18 protein-coding genes are annotated in these 15,361 nt (G+C 71.8%); 13 read left to right on the top strand and 5 right to left on the bottom strand.

Annotation, left to right across the window (positions count from 1 at the left end):
• The first annotated feature begins 51 nt into the window (after positions 1-51).
• From OG625_RS40895 to OG625_RS40865, 7 genes are all read left to right on the top strand, one after another.
• Complete coding sequence (locus tag OG625_RS40895) at positions 52-756, top strand: phosphopantetheine-binding protein (RefSeq protein ID WP_329391846.1); 705 nt, start codon at positions 52-54, stop codon at positions 754-756.
• A 26-nt stretch (positions 757-782) separates the two neighbouring features.
• Positions 783-2,648: a beta-ketoacyl [acyl carrier protein] synthase domain-containing protein gene (locus tag OG625_RS40890; RefSeq protein WP_329391845.1), complete on the top strand. Its 1,866-nt coding sequence runs from the start codon at positions 783-785 to the stop codon at positions 2,646-2,648.
• Between the two features lie 10 nt (positions 2,649-2,658).
• Positions 2,659-3,498, top strand: coding sequence for a 4'-phosphopantetheinyl transferase family protein (locus OG625_RS40885; protein ID WP_329391843.1), 840 nt, complete (start codon positions 2,659-2,661; stop codon positions 3,496-3,498).
• Positions 3,499-3,739: 241 nt separating this feature from the next.
• On the top strand, positions 3,740-4,561 hold the full coding sequence (locus tag OG625_RS40880; protein WP_329391840.1) for an AfsR/SARP family transcriptional regulator: 822 nt from the start codon (positions 3,740-3,742) through the stop codon (positions 4,559-4,561).
• A gap of 31 nt (positions 4,562-4,592) precedes the next feature.
• Positions 4,593-5,405 carry a thioesterase II family protein gene (locus OG625_RS40875; protein WP_329391838.1) on the top strand — a complete coding sequence of 271 codons (813 nt, stop codon included), beginning with the start codon at positions 4,593-4,595 and terminating at the stop codon, positions 5,403-5,405.
• Entirely contained in the window at positions 5,402-6,658 is a 1,257-nt protein-coding gene (locus tag OG625_RS40870; protein ID WP_329391836.1) for a beta-ketoacyl-[acyl-carrier-protein] synthase family protein, read from the top strand. The genes OG625_RS40875 and OG625_RS40870 overlap by 4 nt, the downstream gene beginning before the upstream one ends.
• Positions 6,659-6,937: 279 nt before the next feature.
• Positions 6,938-7,171 carry a hypothetical protein gene (locus OG625_RS40865; protein ID WP_329391833.1) on the top strand — a complete coding sequence of 78 codons (234 nt, stop codon included), beginning with the start codon at positions 6,938-6,940 and terminating at the stop codon, positions 7,169-7,171.
• Positions 7,172-7,198: 27 nt separating this feature from the next.
• Here OG625_RS40865 and OG625_RS40860 read toward each other — a convergent pair whose 3' ends face one another.
• A complete protein-coding gene (locus OG625_RS40860; RefSeq protein WP_329391831.1) occupies positions 7,199-7,636 on the bottom strand; it encodes a DUF4267 domain-containing protein in 438 nt (145 codons plus the stop codon).
• Positions 7,637-7,701: 65 nt separating this feature from the next.
• Positions 7,702-8,148, bottom strand: a complete 447-nt coding sequence (locus OG625_RS40855; protein WP_329391828.1) for a DUF1772 domain-containing protein — start codon at positions 8,146-8,148, stop codon at positions 7,702-7,704.
• Positions 8,149-8,238: 90 nt separating this feature from the next.
• On the opposite strand from OG625_RS40855, the gene OG625_RS40850 reads away from it, so the two are divergent.
• Positions 8,239-8,817: a TetR/AcrR family transcriptional regulator gene (locus tag OG625_RS40850; protein ID WP_329391825.1), complete on the top strand. Its 579-nt coding sequence runs from the start codon at positions 8,239-8,241 to the stop codon at positions 8,815-8,817.
• 75 nt (positions 8,818-8,892) lie between these two features.
• On the opposite strand, the gene OG625_RS40845 is transcribed toward OG625_RS40850, so the two are convergent.
• Both OG625_RS40845 and OG625_RS40840 read right to left on the bottom strand, forming a co-directional pair.
• The gene (locus tag OG625_RS40845; RefSeq protein WP_329391822.1) at positions 8,893-9,627 is read right to left on the bottom strand and encodes a hypothetical protein; all 735 of its coding nucleotides are present in this window, start codon (positions 9,625-9,627) and stop codon (positions 8,893-8,895) included.
• A gap of 14 nt (positions 9,628-9,641) precedes the next feature.
• The gene (locus tag OG625_RS40840) at positions 9,642-10,586 is read right to left on the bottom strand and encodes a hypothetical protein (protein WP_329391821.1); all 945 of its coding nucleotides are present in this window, start codon (positions 10,584-10,586) and stop codon (positions 9,642-9,644) included.
• Positions 10,587-11,819: 1,233 nt separating this feature from the next.
• Here OG625_RS40840 and OG625_RS40835 point away from each other — a divergent pair.
• Positions 11,820-12,134: a winged helix-turn-helix domain-containing protein gene (locus tag OG625_RS40835; protein ID WP_329391819.1), complete on the top strand. Its 315-nt coding sequence runs from the start codon at positions 11,820-11,822 to the stop codon at positions 12,132-12,134.
• Positions 12,135-12,270: 136 nt separating this feature from the next.
• On the opposite strand, the gene OG625_RS40830 is transcribed toward OG625_RS40835, so the two are convergent.
• Positions 12,271-12,816 carry a flavoprotein gene (locus OG625_RS40830; protein ID WP_329391817.1) on the bottom strand — a complete coding sequence of 182 codons (546 nt, stop codon included), beginning with the start codon at positions 12,814-12,816 and terminating at the stop codon, positions 12,271-12,273.
• A gap of 296 nt (positions 12,817-13,112) precedes the next feature.
• On the opposite strand from OG625_RS40830, the gene OG625_RS40825 reads away from it, so the two are divergent.
• From OG625_RS40825 to OG625_RS40810, 4 genes are all read left to right on the top strand, one after another.
• Positions 13,113-14,105 carry a transcriptional regulator gene (locus tag OG625_RS40825; RefSeq protein ID WP_329391815.1) on the top strand — a complete coding sequence of 331 codons (993 nt, stop codon included), beginning with the start codon at positions 13,113-13,115 and terminating at the stop codon, positions 14,103-14,105.
• 84 nt (positions 14,106-14,189) lie between these two features.
• On the top strand, positions 14,190-14,366 hold the full coding sequence (locus tag OG625_RS40820; protein ID WP_329391813.1) for a hypothetical protein: 177 nt from the start codon (positions 14,190-14,192) through the stop codon (positions 14,364-14,366).
• The gene (locus tag OG625_RS40815) at positions 14,359-14,571 is read left to right on the top strand and encodes a hypothetical protein (RefSeq protein WP_329391811.1); all 213 of its coding nucleotides are present in this window, start codon (positions 14,359-14,361) and stop codon (positions 14,569-14,571) included. Before OG625_RS40820 ends, OG625_RS40815 begins: the two co-directional genes overlap by 8 nt.
• A gap of 35 nt (positions 14,572-14,606) precedes the next feature.
• The gene (locus tag OG625_RS40810; protein ID WP_329391809.1) at positions 14,607-15,149 is read left to right on the top strand and encodes a glycine-rich domain-containing protein; all 543 of its coding nucleotides are present in this window, start codon (positions 14,607-14,609) and stop codon (positions 15,147-15,149) included.
• Positions 15,150-15,361: the final 212 nt, after the last annotated feature.

Raw genomic sequence — 15,361 nt, 5'->3', positions numbered from 1 at the left:
GGGTCAGGGATGAGGAGTTACGGATGAGGAGTCACCGATGAGGAGACACCGATGACGAACGACCGTTCCGCTCCGCCCCGTGCCGCCGACGTGCTGCCCGACCTCATCGGGGTGCTCGGCGACGTACTGCGGGTCGACCGGCAGAGGATCGACCCCGAGCAGACCTTCCAGTTCCTCGGCCTCGACTCGCTGCTGATCGCCGAGTTCCTGGCCGTGCTCAACGCCCGGTACGGGACCGGCCTGTGCGCCGGCGACCTGTACGACCACCCCACGCCGGCGGCCTTCGCCCGGGAGGTGGCACGGGCGGCGGAGTCGGCGGAGGGGGGCGTGGCCGTGGCCGGTAAGGCTGTTGAGGCCAGGCCCGTTGTCGAGGCAGGCCACGCCGTGCTCGGCGTCCCCGGCGTTCCCGGCATGGAGATCGTGGACGTGTTGCGCGAGCAGCTCACCGCGATCCTGTGCTGCGACAGCTGGGACGTGGACGCGGACACCCCGTTCCCGCGGCTCGGGGTGGACTCGCTCCTCGGGGCCGAGTTCGTCGCCGTCGTCAACCGCGTCTTCGGCCTGAACGAACGGGCCGTGGTGCTGCACGACCACCCGACGCTCGACGCGCTCGCGGCGTTCGTGGCGCAGCGGACGGGGGCCCGGACGACGCCGCCGGCCGTACGCGAACTCGAACTGTTGCTGGACGCCCTGCACGACGGGCGGCTCAGCGTGGCCGAGGCGCTCCTCCTGTTGCCCCGCAGGGCCCAGGTCTGACGGGAGACGGGGAGACGGGGGGCGCGATGGACGAGCGGGAGATCCTGACCCGGTTCAAGGACGGGACGCTGGACCGGAGACAGGCGGTCGCGCTGCTGGCGCCGTCCATCGCGGGCCTGGGCACCGCCGCGCCCGGGCTCCCGGACCACCTGGCCACGCCGGTCACTTCGGCTGCTTCGGTCGTGCCGGTCGCGCCCGTCGCGCCGGTCACTTCGGGCACGCAGGTCACGCCGTACGCCCCGCCCGCGCGGGAGCTGCCCGGGCGGGCGGCCCCCGTGGCCGTCGTCGGGATGGCCGGCCGCTATCCGGGGGCCCCCGACCTGGCGGCGTACTGGCACCTGCTCCGTGCCGGCCGGGACACCGCCGCCGCGCCGCCGCCCGGCCGGCCCGGTACGGAACCGGGCCACTACCTGGAGCGGGTGGGGGAGTTCGACGCGGAGTTCTTCGGGCTCGACCCGCAGGAGGCCGCCCTGACCGACCCCCGGGAGCGCCTGCTGCTGGAGACGGCCTGGGAGGCCTTCGAGGACGGCGGATGCACCGGCAGCCGGCTCGACGCACTGCGCGCCCCGGACGGAACCCCGCGCAACGTCGGGGTGTTCGTCGGCGCGGGAGCCGGCGACTGGCCGATGCTCGCCGCCGAGGCGGGCGCGGCCTCGCGCGGCGGTCACTGGGACATCGCCAACGGAGTCTCCCGGGTGCTCGGCCTGACGGGGCCCAGCCAGTGCGTGGACACCGCCGAGGCCTCGGTGCCGACCGCCGTGCACCTCGCGCTCGCCTCCCTGGAACGAGGGGAGTGCGCGGCCGCCCTGGTCGGGGGCGTCCACCTGCTGCTGCACCCCTGGAGCCGGCGGCCCGGCGCGGGCGGCGCGGGCGCGGCGGGCGAGGGCGTGGGGGCGCTGCTGCTGAAGCCGCTCGACCGGGCCCTCGCGGACGGCGACACCGTGCACGCCGTCGTACGCGGCAGCGCGGCGTCGCACGCGCGCGACGGGGTGGCGCTCGCGGCGGCCCTCGCGCGGGCCGGGGCCGGCAGCGAGGCGGAAACGGCCCTGCGGGAAACGGCCCTGCGCGCAACGGACCTGCGGGAAACGGCACCGTGCGCGCGGCCCTCGGTCGGGGAGTGCGGCCCGGCCACCGGACTGGCGCTGCTCACCCGGGCCGTCCTCCAGCTCCGCCACGGAGTCCTGGTACCCGCCCCGGGCCGCGAGGTCGCCGCACCGTGGAACCGCCCCGAGCCGTCGGACGCGGCGGACGCGGCGGGCGCGTCGGCTGCCTCGGCTGCGGCGGACCCCTCGAACCGCCTGGCCCCGTCCGTGCCCCGCCGCGCGGTCGTGGGCCTGCGCGGCGCCGGCGGAGTGGACGCCCAGGTGGTGCTGGAGGAGTACGCGGGGGAGCACCCGGACCAGGCGCCGCAGGCCCGCGACCGCGCGGCCGGACGCGGGGAACTGGTGCTGGTGTCCGGCCCGACCCCGGCCCACGCGCAGGCCACGGCGCGGCGGCTGGGGGAGTGGCTGCGAGCGGGGTACGAGGTGCCCGGGCTCGCGGCGGTGGCCCGCGGACTGCGCACCGGGCGCGCGGCCATGGACTGCCGGCTCGCCTTCGTCGTGCACGGCGTGGAGGAGCTCGTACGGGTCCTGGAGGAGTCCGAAGCACCGTGTGCGGACCTGCGCGGCGGGCACCGGGACCCGATGGGGCTGGGCCGGGCGCCCGAGACCGCCGGCTACCTCGCCGCCCTCTGGCACGGCGGCCGGCTCGGGCAGCTGCGCGACCTGTGGCTGGCCGGGGTGGACGTGGACTGGGCCGCGCTGGAGGCGGCACCCGGCGCCGGGGCCGTATCCGTACCGATCCCGCCGTCCGCCCTGCTGCGCAGCGCGCTGTGGCTGCCGGCGCGGTGAGCGCCGGCCGGTGAGCGTCAGTCTCTGGTTCTGCCCCGACGCGGACCTCGCCCCGGCGGTCTCCGCGACCCTCGCCGCCCACTGGCTCGACGAGCACGAGCGGGAGACCGCCTCCCGCTTCCTCTTCGAACGCGACCGGCGCCAGTACCTCGTGGCCCACACCCTGCTGCGCCGGGTGCTGGCCCTGGAGACCGGGATCCCCGAGGCGGAGGCCGTCCTACGACGCTCCCCGCACGGCCGGCCCCACCTCCAGCCGCCGCCGGGAGGACTGCCGCGCGGGGGCGGCGCGCTCGACTTCAACCTGGCCCGCACGCACGGCCACACCCTCGTCGGCGTGGCCCGGGGCCACCGCATCGGCGTGGACCTGGAGCACCTCGGCCGGAGTGCGGCGGCCCTGGAGAGCATCGTCGAGGGATTCCCGCGGGCGGAGCGGGAGTGGATCGCCGAGGTGCCCGCGGGGCGTTCGCGCACCCGGCGCGCGCTGCGGCTGTGGACGCTCAGGCAGGCGTACGCGAAGGCGTGCGCACCCGGCGGCGCGCAGGGGCCGGCGGCGCAGGGGCCCGCTGCGTCCGGCCCGGCCGCGCCCCTGTCCACGTACACCTTCAGGCGATCCGACGAGCGCGGCACGCTCACCCTCACCGTGGACGGCGAGGGTGGCGTGGACGGAGAAGGCGGGAAGGACCGCTGGCACTTCCTGGAGTTCGAGCCGGTGCCGGAGATGCTCGCCGCGGTCGCCGTCCGCATCGAACCGTCGGTGACCGGCCTGCAGGAGGTCGGCCCGCAGGCCGTGCACCTGAGGCAGGGATTCCCGTGGGCCCGCCCCGCGCCACGCGTCCTGCGGTTGACCTGAAACCGCCCCCCGTTCCAGGGGAATTCAAGCGTCGGTCGAAGGGCGGATGGCAATGGGGAAATGCGTTGCCCGCCCTTCCGCATACGCCCTCCGTCAGCAGCAACTCCCGATAACAGTAGGCGAATTGGAAGCGCACTCGACGGCTGCTCAAGCTTCCGGAGGTTATTCGCGGAGGCCCGCTACCGTGCACGGGTCAAGGCTGGAAATCGAGGGGAACTCGACGAAAGTGACGGAGGAGACCATGCAGATTCAGGTTCTGGGTCCGTTGAGTGCCGAGGTCAACGGGGGCTCGATTGTTCCGACCGCCCGAAAGCCGCGCCAGATCCTGGCCCTGCTCGCGCTCTACCCCGGCCGGGTCATGCCGGTCCCGACACTGATGGAAGAAATATGGGGGACGCAGCTGCCACACAGTGCACTCACCACCCTCCAGACGTACATACTCCAGCTGCGCCGACGCCTCGGCACCGCCATGGGACCGGGGGCCCCGGGCAATGCCAAGGAGGTGCTCGCCACCCGTCACGGCGGCTACCTCCTGCAGATATCCCCGGAATCCGTCGACGTCCACGAGTACGAGCAGCTGGTGACGCGCGGCCAGAGCGCCTTCGAGCAGGGGGACGACAACTCCGCGGCCACGATGCTGCGCCGGGCCCTCTCGCTGTGGCAGGGCAACGCCCTGGTCGACGTACGGGTCGGGCCGATCCTGGAGATCGAGGTCATGCGCCTGGAGGAGAGCCGGATCGTCACCACCGAGCGGCGCATCGACGCAGACCTGCGCCTCGGCCGGCACACCGAACTCCTCGCCGAGCTCAAGGACCTGATCGCCCGCCATCCGCAGCACGAGGGACTGCACTCGCAGGCGATGGTGGCCTTCTACCGCTCGGGCCGCCAGGCAACCGCCCTCGACATCTACCGCAGAATGCGGGCACGGCTGATCGAGGACCTCGGCGTGGAACCCTCGCCCCAGCTCCAGCGGCTGCACCACGCGATGCTCGCGGTCGACCCGGCCCTTGACGTGGTCGCCGGACCGCGGGGAGGCTCGACCTTCAACCTGTACGCGGCCTGAGCGGCCCGACCGACACGGGAAGGGCACGAGCATGGGCGTACGGGTGTGGTGCTTCGCGCACGCGGGGGCCGGTGTCTCGGCCTTCCACCTCTGGCCGAAGCTGATCGGACCGGGCGTGGAGCCCGACGCGTGGCTGCTGCCCGGGCGGGACGCACGTCGCGGCGAGGCACGGGTGACCGACCCGGCCGCCTTGCTGGAGGACCTCGCCCCGCTGGTGGAATCGCTCGCGCGGGCGCAGGAACCGTCCTTGCCGTCCGAACCGTACGTGCTGTACGGACACAGCCTCGGCGGCATGGTCGCCCACGCCCTCACCCGCCACCTGCACGAACGCGGACTGCCGCTGCCCGCCCTGCTCGCCATCGGCGCCGCGCCCCCGCCCGACGGGCCCGCCGCGCTCGCCGCCTCCGCCGACCTGCCCGACACCGCCCTCCTGCGGCTCCTCGACACCTTCGACGCGGTGCCCGCCGGCACCGAACCCGGCGACGTCTGGCACCGCATGGTCTTCCCGGTCCTGCGCGACGACCTCCGGCTCGCGGGAGCGCTGCGCACGGCCGCCGCCGGTCGTACCGCGGCTCCCCGTCCGCTCCCGGTGCCGATCCTGGCGGTCGCGGGGCGCGAGGACCCCCTGGTCACCCCCGAGGTCGTGGCGGGCTGGGCCCGCTGGACCACCGGCCCGTTCGCCCACCGGACCCTGCCCGGCGGGCACTTCTTCGTACGCGACCGGGCCCTGCCGCGCCTGATCGGGCGGGCCGCACGGGTCGTGGAGAGGCTGGCGGCGACCGGGCCTGCGGGGGCCGTGCCTGCGGCGGCCGGGCCTGCCGGGGCCGGGGTGAGGCGCCGGTGAGGCGGGCCGTCGTCACCGGTCTGGGCGTCGTGGCCCCGGGCGGGACCGGGGTGCGGGGGTACTGGGACCTGCTCACCTCCGGGCGCACCGCCACGGGGGCGCTGACCCGCTTCGACCCCTCCGGGTTCCGCTCGCAGGTGGCCGCGGAGGCCGAGTTCGACGAGCTGGCCCGCGGGCTCAGCCTCACCGAGGCCCTCCGGCTCGACCGGGTGGCGCAGTTCGCGGTGGCGGGGGCGCGGGAGGCACTGGCCGACAGTGGGCTCACCGGGGTGACCGGGGCGGCGGATCCGCTGCGCCGCGGGGTGTGCCTGGGCAGCGCGCTCGGCTGCGCGAGCTCCCTCGACCGCGAGTTCGCGACGGCGGCCACAGGCACTCTTGCCGGCCGCGCCCCGGTCCGTTCGGCGGAGCGGCTGTACGACTACTTCGTCCCCTCCTCGATGGCGGCCGAGGTCGCCCGTACCGCCGGCGCCCAGGGCCCGGTGTCGCTCCTGTCCAGCGGCTGCACCTCGGGCCTCGACGCCATCGGGCACGCCGTCGACCTGATCCGCGAGGGCACCGCCGACGTGATGCTCGCCGGGGCCAGCGAGGCGCCCATCTCCCCGATGACGCTGGCCTCCTTCGACGCCGTACGCATCGCCTCCCACCACCGCAACGACGACCCGGCGGGGGCCGCCCGCCCCTTCGACCGCACCCGTGACGGGTTCGTACTGGGCGAGGGCGCGGCCCTCCTCGTCGTGGAGGAACTCGAACACGCGCGACGCCGCGGAGCCCATGTGTACGGCGAGATCGCCGGGTTCGGCTCCCGCAGCAGCGCCTTCCACATGACCGCCCTGCGCACCGGCGGCGCCGACCTCGCGGAGGCCGTCCGCGCCGCGCTGAACGAGGCCCGCCTGGACCCCGGCGCCGTGGACCACGTAGCCGCGCACGGCTCGGGCACCCGCACCGGCGACGTACACGAGACGGCCGCCCTCAAGCGCGCCCTGGGCACCCACGCGCACGAGGTACCGGTCAGCGCGGTCGCCTCGATGATCGGCTACTCCCTGGGCGCACTCGGCGCCCTGGCGGTGGCCGCCTGCCTGCTGGCCGTCGAACACGGCGTGGTCCCGCCGACGGCGAACCTGTACGAGCCGGACCCGGTCTGCGACCTCGACTACACCCCGGTCACGGCCCGCGAGCAGCGCATCTCGACGGCCCTCACGGTGGGCAGCGGCTTCGGCGGCACGCACAGCGCGCTGCTGGTGAGGCGGGTCTGAGGCCCGACCCCTGTTCGATCCCTGTTTCTGGCCTGGTGGGCGCCAACAGATGCGAAGCAAAGGGCTCCGTGGCGTGTCGCCCATGGCTTGATCATTGTGCTCGTCGATCGATCGGCAGCGGAGTCGGGCTACCTTTTCGCAAGACCGTACGTCTCGGGGGGAGTTGGCGCGGTCGCGCCCCTTTGCTCCGTCTCCCGCCCGCAACACGAGAGGACATGAGACGTGAGCCGGCCTTCGCACCCCAGAGAGCAGAAGCAGAAACCGGGATGGTCTTTGGCGATGCTGCTCTTCGCCGTGGTCTCCGCCGTGCTCCGCTTCGGCGGCGTCTGGTCCTGGTGGGCTCTGCTCTGGGCTCCGCTGTTCGTCGTCGCCGTCGGGTTCCTGGCGTACGAGTGGCGCCTCCTGGCCCGGAGCAACTGGCGCATGAGGGCCCTGGAATGGGGCTTCCTGGTCGTCGCCCACTGTGGCTTCGCCGTATCGCTCGCGGGCATCCTGGGGTTCCGGCGCTATTGATCTCGGGTGCCCGGGACACCGATGGGATCAGGCGGGCTGCGGGGCGGGCTGCAGGGTGGGCATCGCCGGAGCGGCCGCGACCTTGCGGGTCTCGCGCATGATCAGCAGGCCGTTGACCACCATCAGCGTCGCGGTCAGGCCGTGGACCAGGAGCGCGGTGGCCACGGAGCCGTGGTGGGCCAGCACGTTGGCCATGTCGCCGTACGCGGCGAAGGCCTCCACCAGCAGCGCCCAGCCCAGCGCCCGGCGGTGGCCCGTCACCAGCAGGATGCCCAGGACCAGGGCCAGGACGACGTCGCGGATTCCCTTGATGACCAGGAAGCCGCCGCCGTCGCCGGACGGCCAGCTCGGCAGGCCGTAGCCCGGCGCCGTCGTCTCCGGGCTCAGGATGTACCCCGTCCCGAACCAGAGGATGAAGAGGATGAAGGTGGCGGCCAGGACGGTGTTGATCTTCTTCAGCGACATGGTTCTTCTCCTTGCGAGTCTTCGTCAGCTTGGTGAACTTCGTGGAGCTTGCCGAGTCGTGTGGCTCAGGCGAGGGCGGCGACCAGCAGGGTGAAGGCGGCGATGATCACGGCGACGCGGACGTAGTGGAAGCGTTCCCAGCGGTGCAACTGCTGCTTCCAGTCGGCGGGCCGGGTCTCAGGGGTCCACGTCTTGTTCAGGTTGTTGATCGGGACGAGCAGCAGGACCGACATGACCACGCTGAGCATCAGCAGTGCGCCGGCGGTGACGACGAGGCCGGTGCCGTGCTGGTGCCATCCGGCGATGGCCCAGGCCACGACGAGGACGAGCGAGCCGATGTACCAGACCGGCATCACGGCGCCGAGCATCCGGCCCCCGTGGGCATGGCCGAGTTGGCCGCTGTCCTCCGGGAGTGCGTTGAGGATCCGGCTCATGATGAAGGCGACGGAGAACTCCACCCCCACCATCACGCCGACGACCACGGTGGTGACGACCTCGAGTGCGTTGAGCATGACGACCCCTCTGGTATCTAGCGCCGCTAGGTGATGAGGCAACGCTAGTACTACTGCCGCTCGCTTGTCTAGCGATGCTAGGATCGAATCATGTCGGTACAGGAACGCAAGCAGCGCGAACGGGCGGAGCGCGAACGACTCATCGTGGCGACGGCCCGCGAACTCGCCGAGCATCAGGGCTGGGACGCGGTCACCACCCGCAAGCTCGCCGAGCGCATCGAATACAGCCAGCCCGTCCTCTACAGCCACTTCCGCGGCAAACGGGAGATCATCGGCGCCGTCGCCCTGGAGGGCGCCGCGGAGATGGCCGCGGCGGTGCGCGCCGCGACCGCCGCCGCGGACGGCCCGCGCGAGCGGGTGTACGCCCTCGCCCACGCCTACCTCGACTTCGCCGTACGCAACCCGGCGGTCTACGAGGCCATGTTCCAGCTCGACGGCGGTCTGGCGTTCGCGCAGGAGGACACCCCGGAACCTCTCAAGGACGCCTTCGCCGCGCTGCTGGAGAGCCTCGGCGAGGTCGCCGGGGACGGCGTCCACCCGGGGCTGTTCACCGAGACGTTCTGGGCGGCCCTGCACGGGCAGGCCACCCTGACCCGGGCCGGACGACTGCCGCCGGAGCACACCGAGCAGAGGGTGGAACTGCTGGTGGACCGGCTCTCCGTCGTCTGACGCCCCGTCCCGGCGGGCAGGCAGGCAGGCAGCCGGAGAGCCCGCCCGCCCACCGGGTGCTCGGCGTCGTGGCCGTCAGCCCATCGAGGCTCGCAGGCTGCGCGCGCCGCGAAGGGCGCCACGGAGCCCCGTTGGGGTGGGGACTCCGCTCTCGCGGAGGAACTGGCGTACCGAGATGTGGTTCGCGGCACTGGTCGCCGTGATCTCGGCTTCGACGGTCCGGTGTTCGAAGCCGTTGGTGACCTGCACGGTGAACCTGTACGCGGTACGGGGCCGCAGCGGCCGGTCAGTGGTGAACGTTCCCGAGTACTTCGCACCGTGCGGGTCGATGTTGTGGGTGTGGAGCCGGGGCTGGTCCGCCGGCCCCCAGAAGATGTTGCCCTTGTTGTAGGAGTACGAGGCCCAGCCGATGGTGATCCGGTTCTCGTTCCGCAGGGTCTTCGGTTCCCGGGCGAGGACCTGCAGCTGCGGCACGAAGGGGACCTGGGCGGGAGGCGCGGGGCTCCCGCCGCCCGGGAGCGCGATGGCGAAGGCGCTGCCCTGCACATCGTCCGGCGGGCCGGTCCACTTGAAGACCACGGAGCCGCCCAGCACGGTGCCGGCGTACGGCTGGACCGTGGACGCGGGCAGGTCGATCTCCCGTACCTCGCGACCGTCCATGGGGCCGGTGACGGGACCGGCGGGCAACTCGATCCAGACCTCGTCGGGGTCCTCGGGGTCCGGGAAGAACCGGTCGAGATCCCATTCCAGGTGCAGCGATCCGTCGCCCTTGAGGTACTGGACGGTGATCGTGGGCGGCTTGCGCGACATGAACCCGCCCTCCCCTACTGCAGCGTCACGACGACGGGCAGCAGCCCCGCGCCGTCCGCCATCGGGGCCAGCGCCTTGCCGACCACGGCGCCCAGGGCCCGTGACGTGTCGGAGGCCTTCATCGCGTGTCCGGGAGTGGGGGAGGAGGTGAGGAGGTCGCCCACCGCGATCGCCCCGAACGAGGCGTCGACCCGGCAGTACGTCTTGCCGACCATGGCGATGGGCCGGGCGTCCTCCCCGCACCGGGAGTCGAGGACGAGCCCCGGCCGGTAGGAGCCGGCTCCGGCGACGATCCCGATCGCCCTCGTGTCGTAGGCGCGCTCGCTGGGAGTGATCCGGCCGTCGTCGTCGAGGCACATGAGCGTCCCCGGCTCACAGCCCTGCGCCGCGGGCCGGGTCTCGAAGAGCTCGGCGAGGTCGCCGCCGACGAGCCGGATGTCCCCGGTGACTTCGAGGTCGCCGTTGACGGCCACCTTCCCCTGGAAGACTCCGGCGGGACCGTGCTTGCTCGTGCCGAACACGCCCACACCGTTGAGGCTCTGACCGACGACCCCCGAGCCGTCGGCCTTGTTCTCGCCCCAGACCGCGGCGGCGCCCGTGGCGGCCGGGGAGCTGGTCTCTCCGTACACGCCGTGCCAGTGCAGGCTCTTCCCGATCACCCCGGGACCGCCCGCGACCCCCTCGCCCATCACGCCGGCCCCGCCGGTCGTGCTGTCGGTCTTCCCGTACACCCCCATCCAGTTGCTGCTCTCACCGATCACACCGGGCCCGCCGTCGGTGTTGCTGCCGGACACCCCTGCGGCCATCGCGCTCGCACTGATACCGACGACCCCGTGCCACGTGCTGCCGTCCCCCCGGACACCGACGGCTCCGCCCTGGCCGTGGACGGCGGTGGTGTCACCGGTGGACACCCCGTGAAATGCCGTCTCGCCGTTGGTCCTGTTCTCGACCGTCGCCATAGACCCTCCTCCTGTGTCGCGTCGTGTCCGTCGGGAGGGCGCCTGCCCGGCATGGCGGCGGCGGACACGATGCGTCACCCGGGCGGGGTAAGAAGAAACGATCAGCTGTCACCCCCCTACCTGCGGGGTCGGCCTGCCGCCGCGCGCAGCACGGGGATCGCCACGCACCACGTCGGAACGGCAACCACAGAAAGCGAGCCCCGACGATGCCGGTCATGCGGGCACCGGCGGCCATGTGGGCATCAGCCGACCCCGGTATCAGCCACTCCATCGATTGCTCGCGCTCCCCGGCCCCGGCGGCGAGCCCTGATGGCTGCCGGGCGGTGGACCCACCTGGGAGCGCCGTCGCGGAGCGATGGGGCGAGCAGCGTCCGCCAACCTGGGGGAAGCCCCTGTCCGCGTGCGGGGCCGGGACCCCGCGAACCTCAGCCCACGACGGAGGCACGCGCAGGGGCATGCCGTTGCATGATCCTTGCTGCTGAAGCTTGAGGTGTGGGTGGCATGGGTCGACAGGTGTTGGCGTTCCTGAAGATGCCCTTAGAGCGCGCAGCCCCCGCAGGGCGTTGACCTGCGAATATTCGATTCGGATAGGCATCCTGCGATGCCTATATCGGCATCCTAGGATGCCATTACATGGCGTGTGTGGTCATGTCATCAGTGGTACGTGAGGGAACCGTAGGATTCGTTCAGTTACCACTGACGACATGACGTCTGCGGTAATGTTTAAGGGTTCGGATCGCAGAGTCGGGGGTCGGAAGTTGCCGAGGAATCCGCGCAGCACCCGCAGGGGGCTGACCAACACGCAGACCGGTGAACAGTACGTGCTGTGGGAAGACGAACCTTCGCGCCGCTCGTACAACCTCGGCGGCCGGTTCGGGCAGTTCTCCTTTGCTCGGGTGATGGCGATGCTGAGCAAGGACTCCGGCCTGACCGGCGACGACTTCCGGGTGTTCTTCTACTGCGCCATCCAGACGTACGAGCAGGGTGGAGCCACGGCCGTGGAGACCGCCGCGTACCTTGGGCTGACGCCGCAGGGAACGAGGAGGATCGCGAAGAAGCTGGCTGAGAACAAGATCTTCCTCGTCGCCGAGACAGTGGGTCGCACGATCAGATACCGGGCCAGCCCCCACATAGTGTCCAGCCTCACCGGCGAAGCGCAGTCGGAACTGGCTGACGCCTATCACCTGCCGACTCTCCCGGGGAGACCCGACGCAGCACCGAAGGACAAACGCCATGTCACGCCAAAGCCCGTACCCCGAGCTCGAAGCTCTGCGTCTGCGGATAAGCGGACTGTCGCATCTCAAGCAGAACCTGCTGATGACCTACGCGATCTTCGGCGGGATGGACCACTCCGTGGAGATGACGGCCGCCGAGCTGGCTGAGATCGTCGGCGTTCCCGCCTCACACTTCTCCCGAACCCGGCGCGAGCTGGAGGCGGAAGGGTGGGTGGAGTTCACGCACAAGGAGGGCCAGGTGAAGTTCTTCCGTCTGGGTACGAAGGCCACCGGCCGACGCGTGGTTGTTCCTCTGCGGCGGGTAACCGGCTGACGCGATGTACACAGTCGTCACCGCGGCTGCGGGGCGGCACCCCGCTGCCGCAGTCCGACGACCTGTTCCTGCGGGACCGGAAGCTGACCGGCTGGGAACCCGTAACGCTCCTGCGCGGGCGGCGCCTTCGCGCGTTCTAGGCCTCGCCCGCCGGCGCAAAGCCGTCCACGGTGTCCAACGCGGCACTCCATGGGTACGGCCGCTTCTCCCCGGGCTGGTTCGGCTCGAATCCTCCCGGTCCGTACAGCACCCGGACCCCGGCCGTCCGGAGGGTCTCAAGCGACAGCGGCAGTTGCGGGTGCTGTGCGTACGCCGAGTTCACGCACGGCATCACCGCCATGGGGATGCCCTTGCCGATCGCCTCTGCGACGAACCCCACGAGCCACGTGTCGGTGATGCCCAGCGCCCACCGGTTGATCGTGTTCGTCGTCGCGGGGGCGACGAGCACCGCGTCCGCGGCCGGCCACACGTCGGGACCGCCTGGCCGCTTGTACCGCGTACGGACCGGATGGCCCGTCAGAGCAGCCAGCCCGGGCAGGCCGTCCTCCAGCCAGTCGGCGGCCGCGGGCGTCAGACCGAGGCACACGTCCCAGCCGCGGCGCTGCGCCTCCTCCACCACACCGGCGATCTCGAAGACGGGCGGGGCGGCCGAACAGAGCAGGTAGAGAGTCCTCGTCGTCATGGCGCCCGAGCCTATGCAGTCGTCCCCGATCCGTGTGGAGTCGGGGTGAACGCGCACCCGGCGCATCCGCAGCGCGGATACCGTCCTTGATGACGAGTCTTGGACGGAGACCGGTATGCCTCTACCTGACGATGACCACACCGGTTCCCGGATCCGGGAACAGCGGCGCTTGAAGCGGCTGACGCAACGCGAGCTGGCCGACCGGATCCCGTACAGCCTCAGCCTCCTCAACCAGGTCGAGTGCGCCGCGCCCCGCGACTCCCGGCTTCGTGGCGGCTGTGGCGCAGGAGCTCGGGGTGGAGACGTCCAAGCTGACGGGACAGCCCGCCGTGACACCGCTGCCCCCTGAGCGGCTGCACGTGCTCGTCGCACCGATCCGGGAAGCCCTCGACCGGTACGACCTTGGACCGCACCCCGATCTCACAGCGGTCCGGCCGGCACCGGAGCTGATCGCCCGGGCGGACGCCTTGTGCCGGCAGGTGCGGGCCGCCCATCTGCGCGCGGCGGCGAAGGCTCTGCCCACCCTGATAGTGGAACTGACCCACACCGTATGGACGGAGCCGTCGACGGAGATGTGGCGGGCCCTCGCCTCGGCGTACCGGACCGCCCACGACGTGGCGCTGAAGTTGGACTACCCGGACCTCGCCCGCGTCGCTCTGGACCGGATGGGCTGGGCCGCGGTCCGGGCGTCGGATCCGTGCATCGAGTCGGTACAGCGGTACAAGCGCGCCACCTTGTGGCGGTGCGCGATGAGCGCGCCGCTGATCACGTCGGGGCAGCGCCTCCTGGCCGGGGAGACGAGCAGGGAAGCGCTCGCGGTCACCGGGCAACTCCATCTCGGCCTGGCCACGGTGGCCGCGAAGAACGAGGACGCTGCGGCAGTGGCAACGCACCTCGCCGCCGCCCGGGAGCTCGCGGACCGCGTCGGCGGTGAGGCCGGCGATGTGCACTGGCTCAGCTTCGGGCGGTTCAACGTCGAGCTGCACCAGCTCGGCGCTTCGATCGCGATGCGCAGCTTCGACGAGGCTCTCGGCCAGGCGCGGTCACTGACGCTGCCGCAGTCGATGCTGACGTCGCGGCGCGCCCGCTACCTGGTGGACCGGGCACTGGTGGAGATGGAGGCAGGCTCTCCGAAGACGTCGCTGAAGTACTTGGCACAGGCGCGGCAAGTGGCGCCGGAACAGACTCGCCATCTGGCGGGCACCCGGGCCACGATCCGCGGCCTGGTGCACATGTCGCGGCGGGCCCCCGACAGTCTGGGCGGAATGGCCCGCTGGGCAGGGCTGTAGCACTCACAAAACTGTGAGCGTTCTTGGCTTCCCGGGCCGTCAGGCTGGTGTCTCCACCCGCTGACGACGGTAGGGAGTGTCCCCGTGGCCGACCGTACGATTCGATGCCCGGACGCCCACGGCGTACTGTCCATCGACACCCCGGACTACCTGATCCCCGGCCTGCTCGCCGTACGCGAGCCCAGCGCCGATCTCCTCAACCGTGCACTCGTCGGCTGGGAGCGCTTCATCGGCAACGTCGAGGATCTGGCTGATGCCTGAGGCGTACGAGTACGTACCGCACCCCCTGCTGAGACGTCACGTACGCGACATCGCGTCTGGCATCGAGGGCGAGCTGATGGCCGTGGTCAACGAGAACGTGTCCGCGACGGCCATCGAGCGCTGGGTCGAACTGGCCTACATCCGTGGAGCCAACGGCCGTGAGATTTCGACTGCCGTCAGCAACATCGCGGCAGCCGGCCAGTGAACGACTGACGCCTGCAGTTTCTGCACGTCGTGACCGTGACCGTGACTGTCGTCCTCGGCGCGATCGCCTTCGGCGCCCACCCACTGAACGAAGGGAACGAGATGGCTACCCCCACCCTGGCAGCGTCCGCACGTCACCTGCTGTCCGCCGACGGCTTCAGCCGCGCGGTGCACCTCGTACAGCGCGAGAACGACGGCGTCGACGAGTCCCTCGCCATCCGGATCGTCGACGAGGCACTGAAATTCACCGCCGCGGCATGCCGGTCCTCGGGACGCCACCTGCGCCCCTCCAAGCTCGTCGACATGGGCTGGCACGCGCTCATCCTCCACACGGCCATGTACCGCGAGCTGTGTTCGGGACTCGGCCGCTTCGTTGACCACCGCCCCGAGGGTCCCAAGACGCTGCGCCGCGACGCCGACACACTCGACCGCACGATGGAGGCGATCCGGGACGCCGGGTACGAGCCGGACGCGTACCTGTGGGGACCGCTGGCGGACACGGAGATTCACGCCGGGGACTGCATGCACAGCGAGTGCACCGAGGGCGGGTCGGGTTGTGCTGCCCCGCCAGTCGCCTGAACCGCTTCCGCGCCTCTACAGTCGACTACGTTCCGCGAGGAAGGAGTTGCGGTGAGCGAAGACGGAGAGGCGGGGCGGGGACTGTGGGTTGATCCCCGGTTCAGCAGCATGGTGGCGAGCTGGAGCGCGAACCGGGTCGAGCGCCGGCCCGGCAAGCGGCCCCGGCGCGTCTGCCCTCACGGGCTGGGAGTGACCATCATGGTCGACCCGGA

The sequence above is a fragment of the Streptomyces sp. NBC_01351 genome (assembly GCF_036237315.1).
In the GTDB taxonomy this organism is placed as follows: domain Bacteria; phylum Actinomycetota; class Actinomycetes; order Streptomycetales; family Streptomycetaceae; genus Streptomyces.
This window is presented reverse-complemented; position numbering and strand designations above follow the sequence as displayed.

Excerpts from the sequence above, each read along its gene's own strand:
- OG625_RS40895 (WP_329391846.1), top strand. The coding sequence starts at position 52 with ATGACGAACGACCGTTCCGCTCCGCCCCGTGCCGCCGACGTGCTGCCC.
- OG625_RS40890 (WP_329391845.1), top strand. The coding sequence starts at position 783 with ATGGACGAGCGGGAGATCCTGACCCGGTTCAAGGACGGGACGCTGGAC.
- OG625_RS40880 (WP_329391840.1), top strand. The coding sequence starts at position 3,740 with ATGCAGATTCAGGTTCTGGGTCCGTTGAGTGCCGAGGTCAACGGGGGC.
- OG625_RS40875 (WP_329391838.1), top strand. The coding sequence starts at position 4,593 with ATGGGCGTACGGGTGTGGTGCTTCGCGCACGCGGGGGCCGGTGTCTCG.
- OG625_RS40865 (WP_329391833.1), top strand. The coding sequence starts at position 6,938 with ATGCTGCTCTTCGCCGTGGTCTCCGCCGTGCTCCGCTTCGGCGGCGTC.
- OG625_RS40860 (WP_329391831.1), bottom strand. The coding sequence starts at position 7,636 with ATGTCGCTGAAGAAGATCAACACCGTCCTGGCCGCCACCTTCATCCTC.
- OG625_RS40855 (WP_329391828.1), bottom strand. The coding sequence starts at position 8,148 with ATGCTCAACGCACTCGAGGTCGTCACCACCGTGGTCGTCGGCGTGATG.
- OG625_RS40850 (WP_329391825.1), top strand. The coding sequence starts at position 8,239 with ATGTCGGTACAGGAACGCAAGCAGCGCGAACGGGCGGAGCGCGAACGA.
- OG625_RS40845 (WP_329391822.1), bottom strand. The coding sequence starts at position 9,627 with ATGTCGCGCAAGCCGCCCACGATCACCGTCCAGTACCTCAAGGGCGAC.
- OG625_RS40840 (WP_329391821.1), bottom strand. The coding sequence starts at position 10,586 with ATGGCGACGGTCGAGAACAGGACCAACGGCGAGACGGCATTTCACGGG.
- OG625_RS40835 (WP_329391819.1), top strand. The coding sequence starts at position 11,820 with ATGTCACGCCAAAGCCCGTACCCCGAGCTCGAAGCTCTGCGTCTGCGG.
- OG625_RS40830 (WP_329391817.1), bottom strand. The coding sequence starts at position 12,816 with ATGACGACGAGGACTCTCTACCTGCTCTGTTCGGCCGCCCCGCCCGTC.
- OG625_RS40815 (WP_329391811.1), top strand. The coding sequence starts at position 14,359 with ATGCCTGAGGCGTACGAGTACGTACCGCACCCCCTGCTGAGACGTCAC.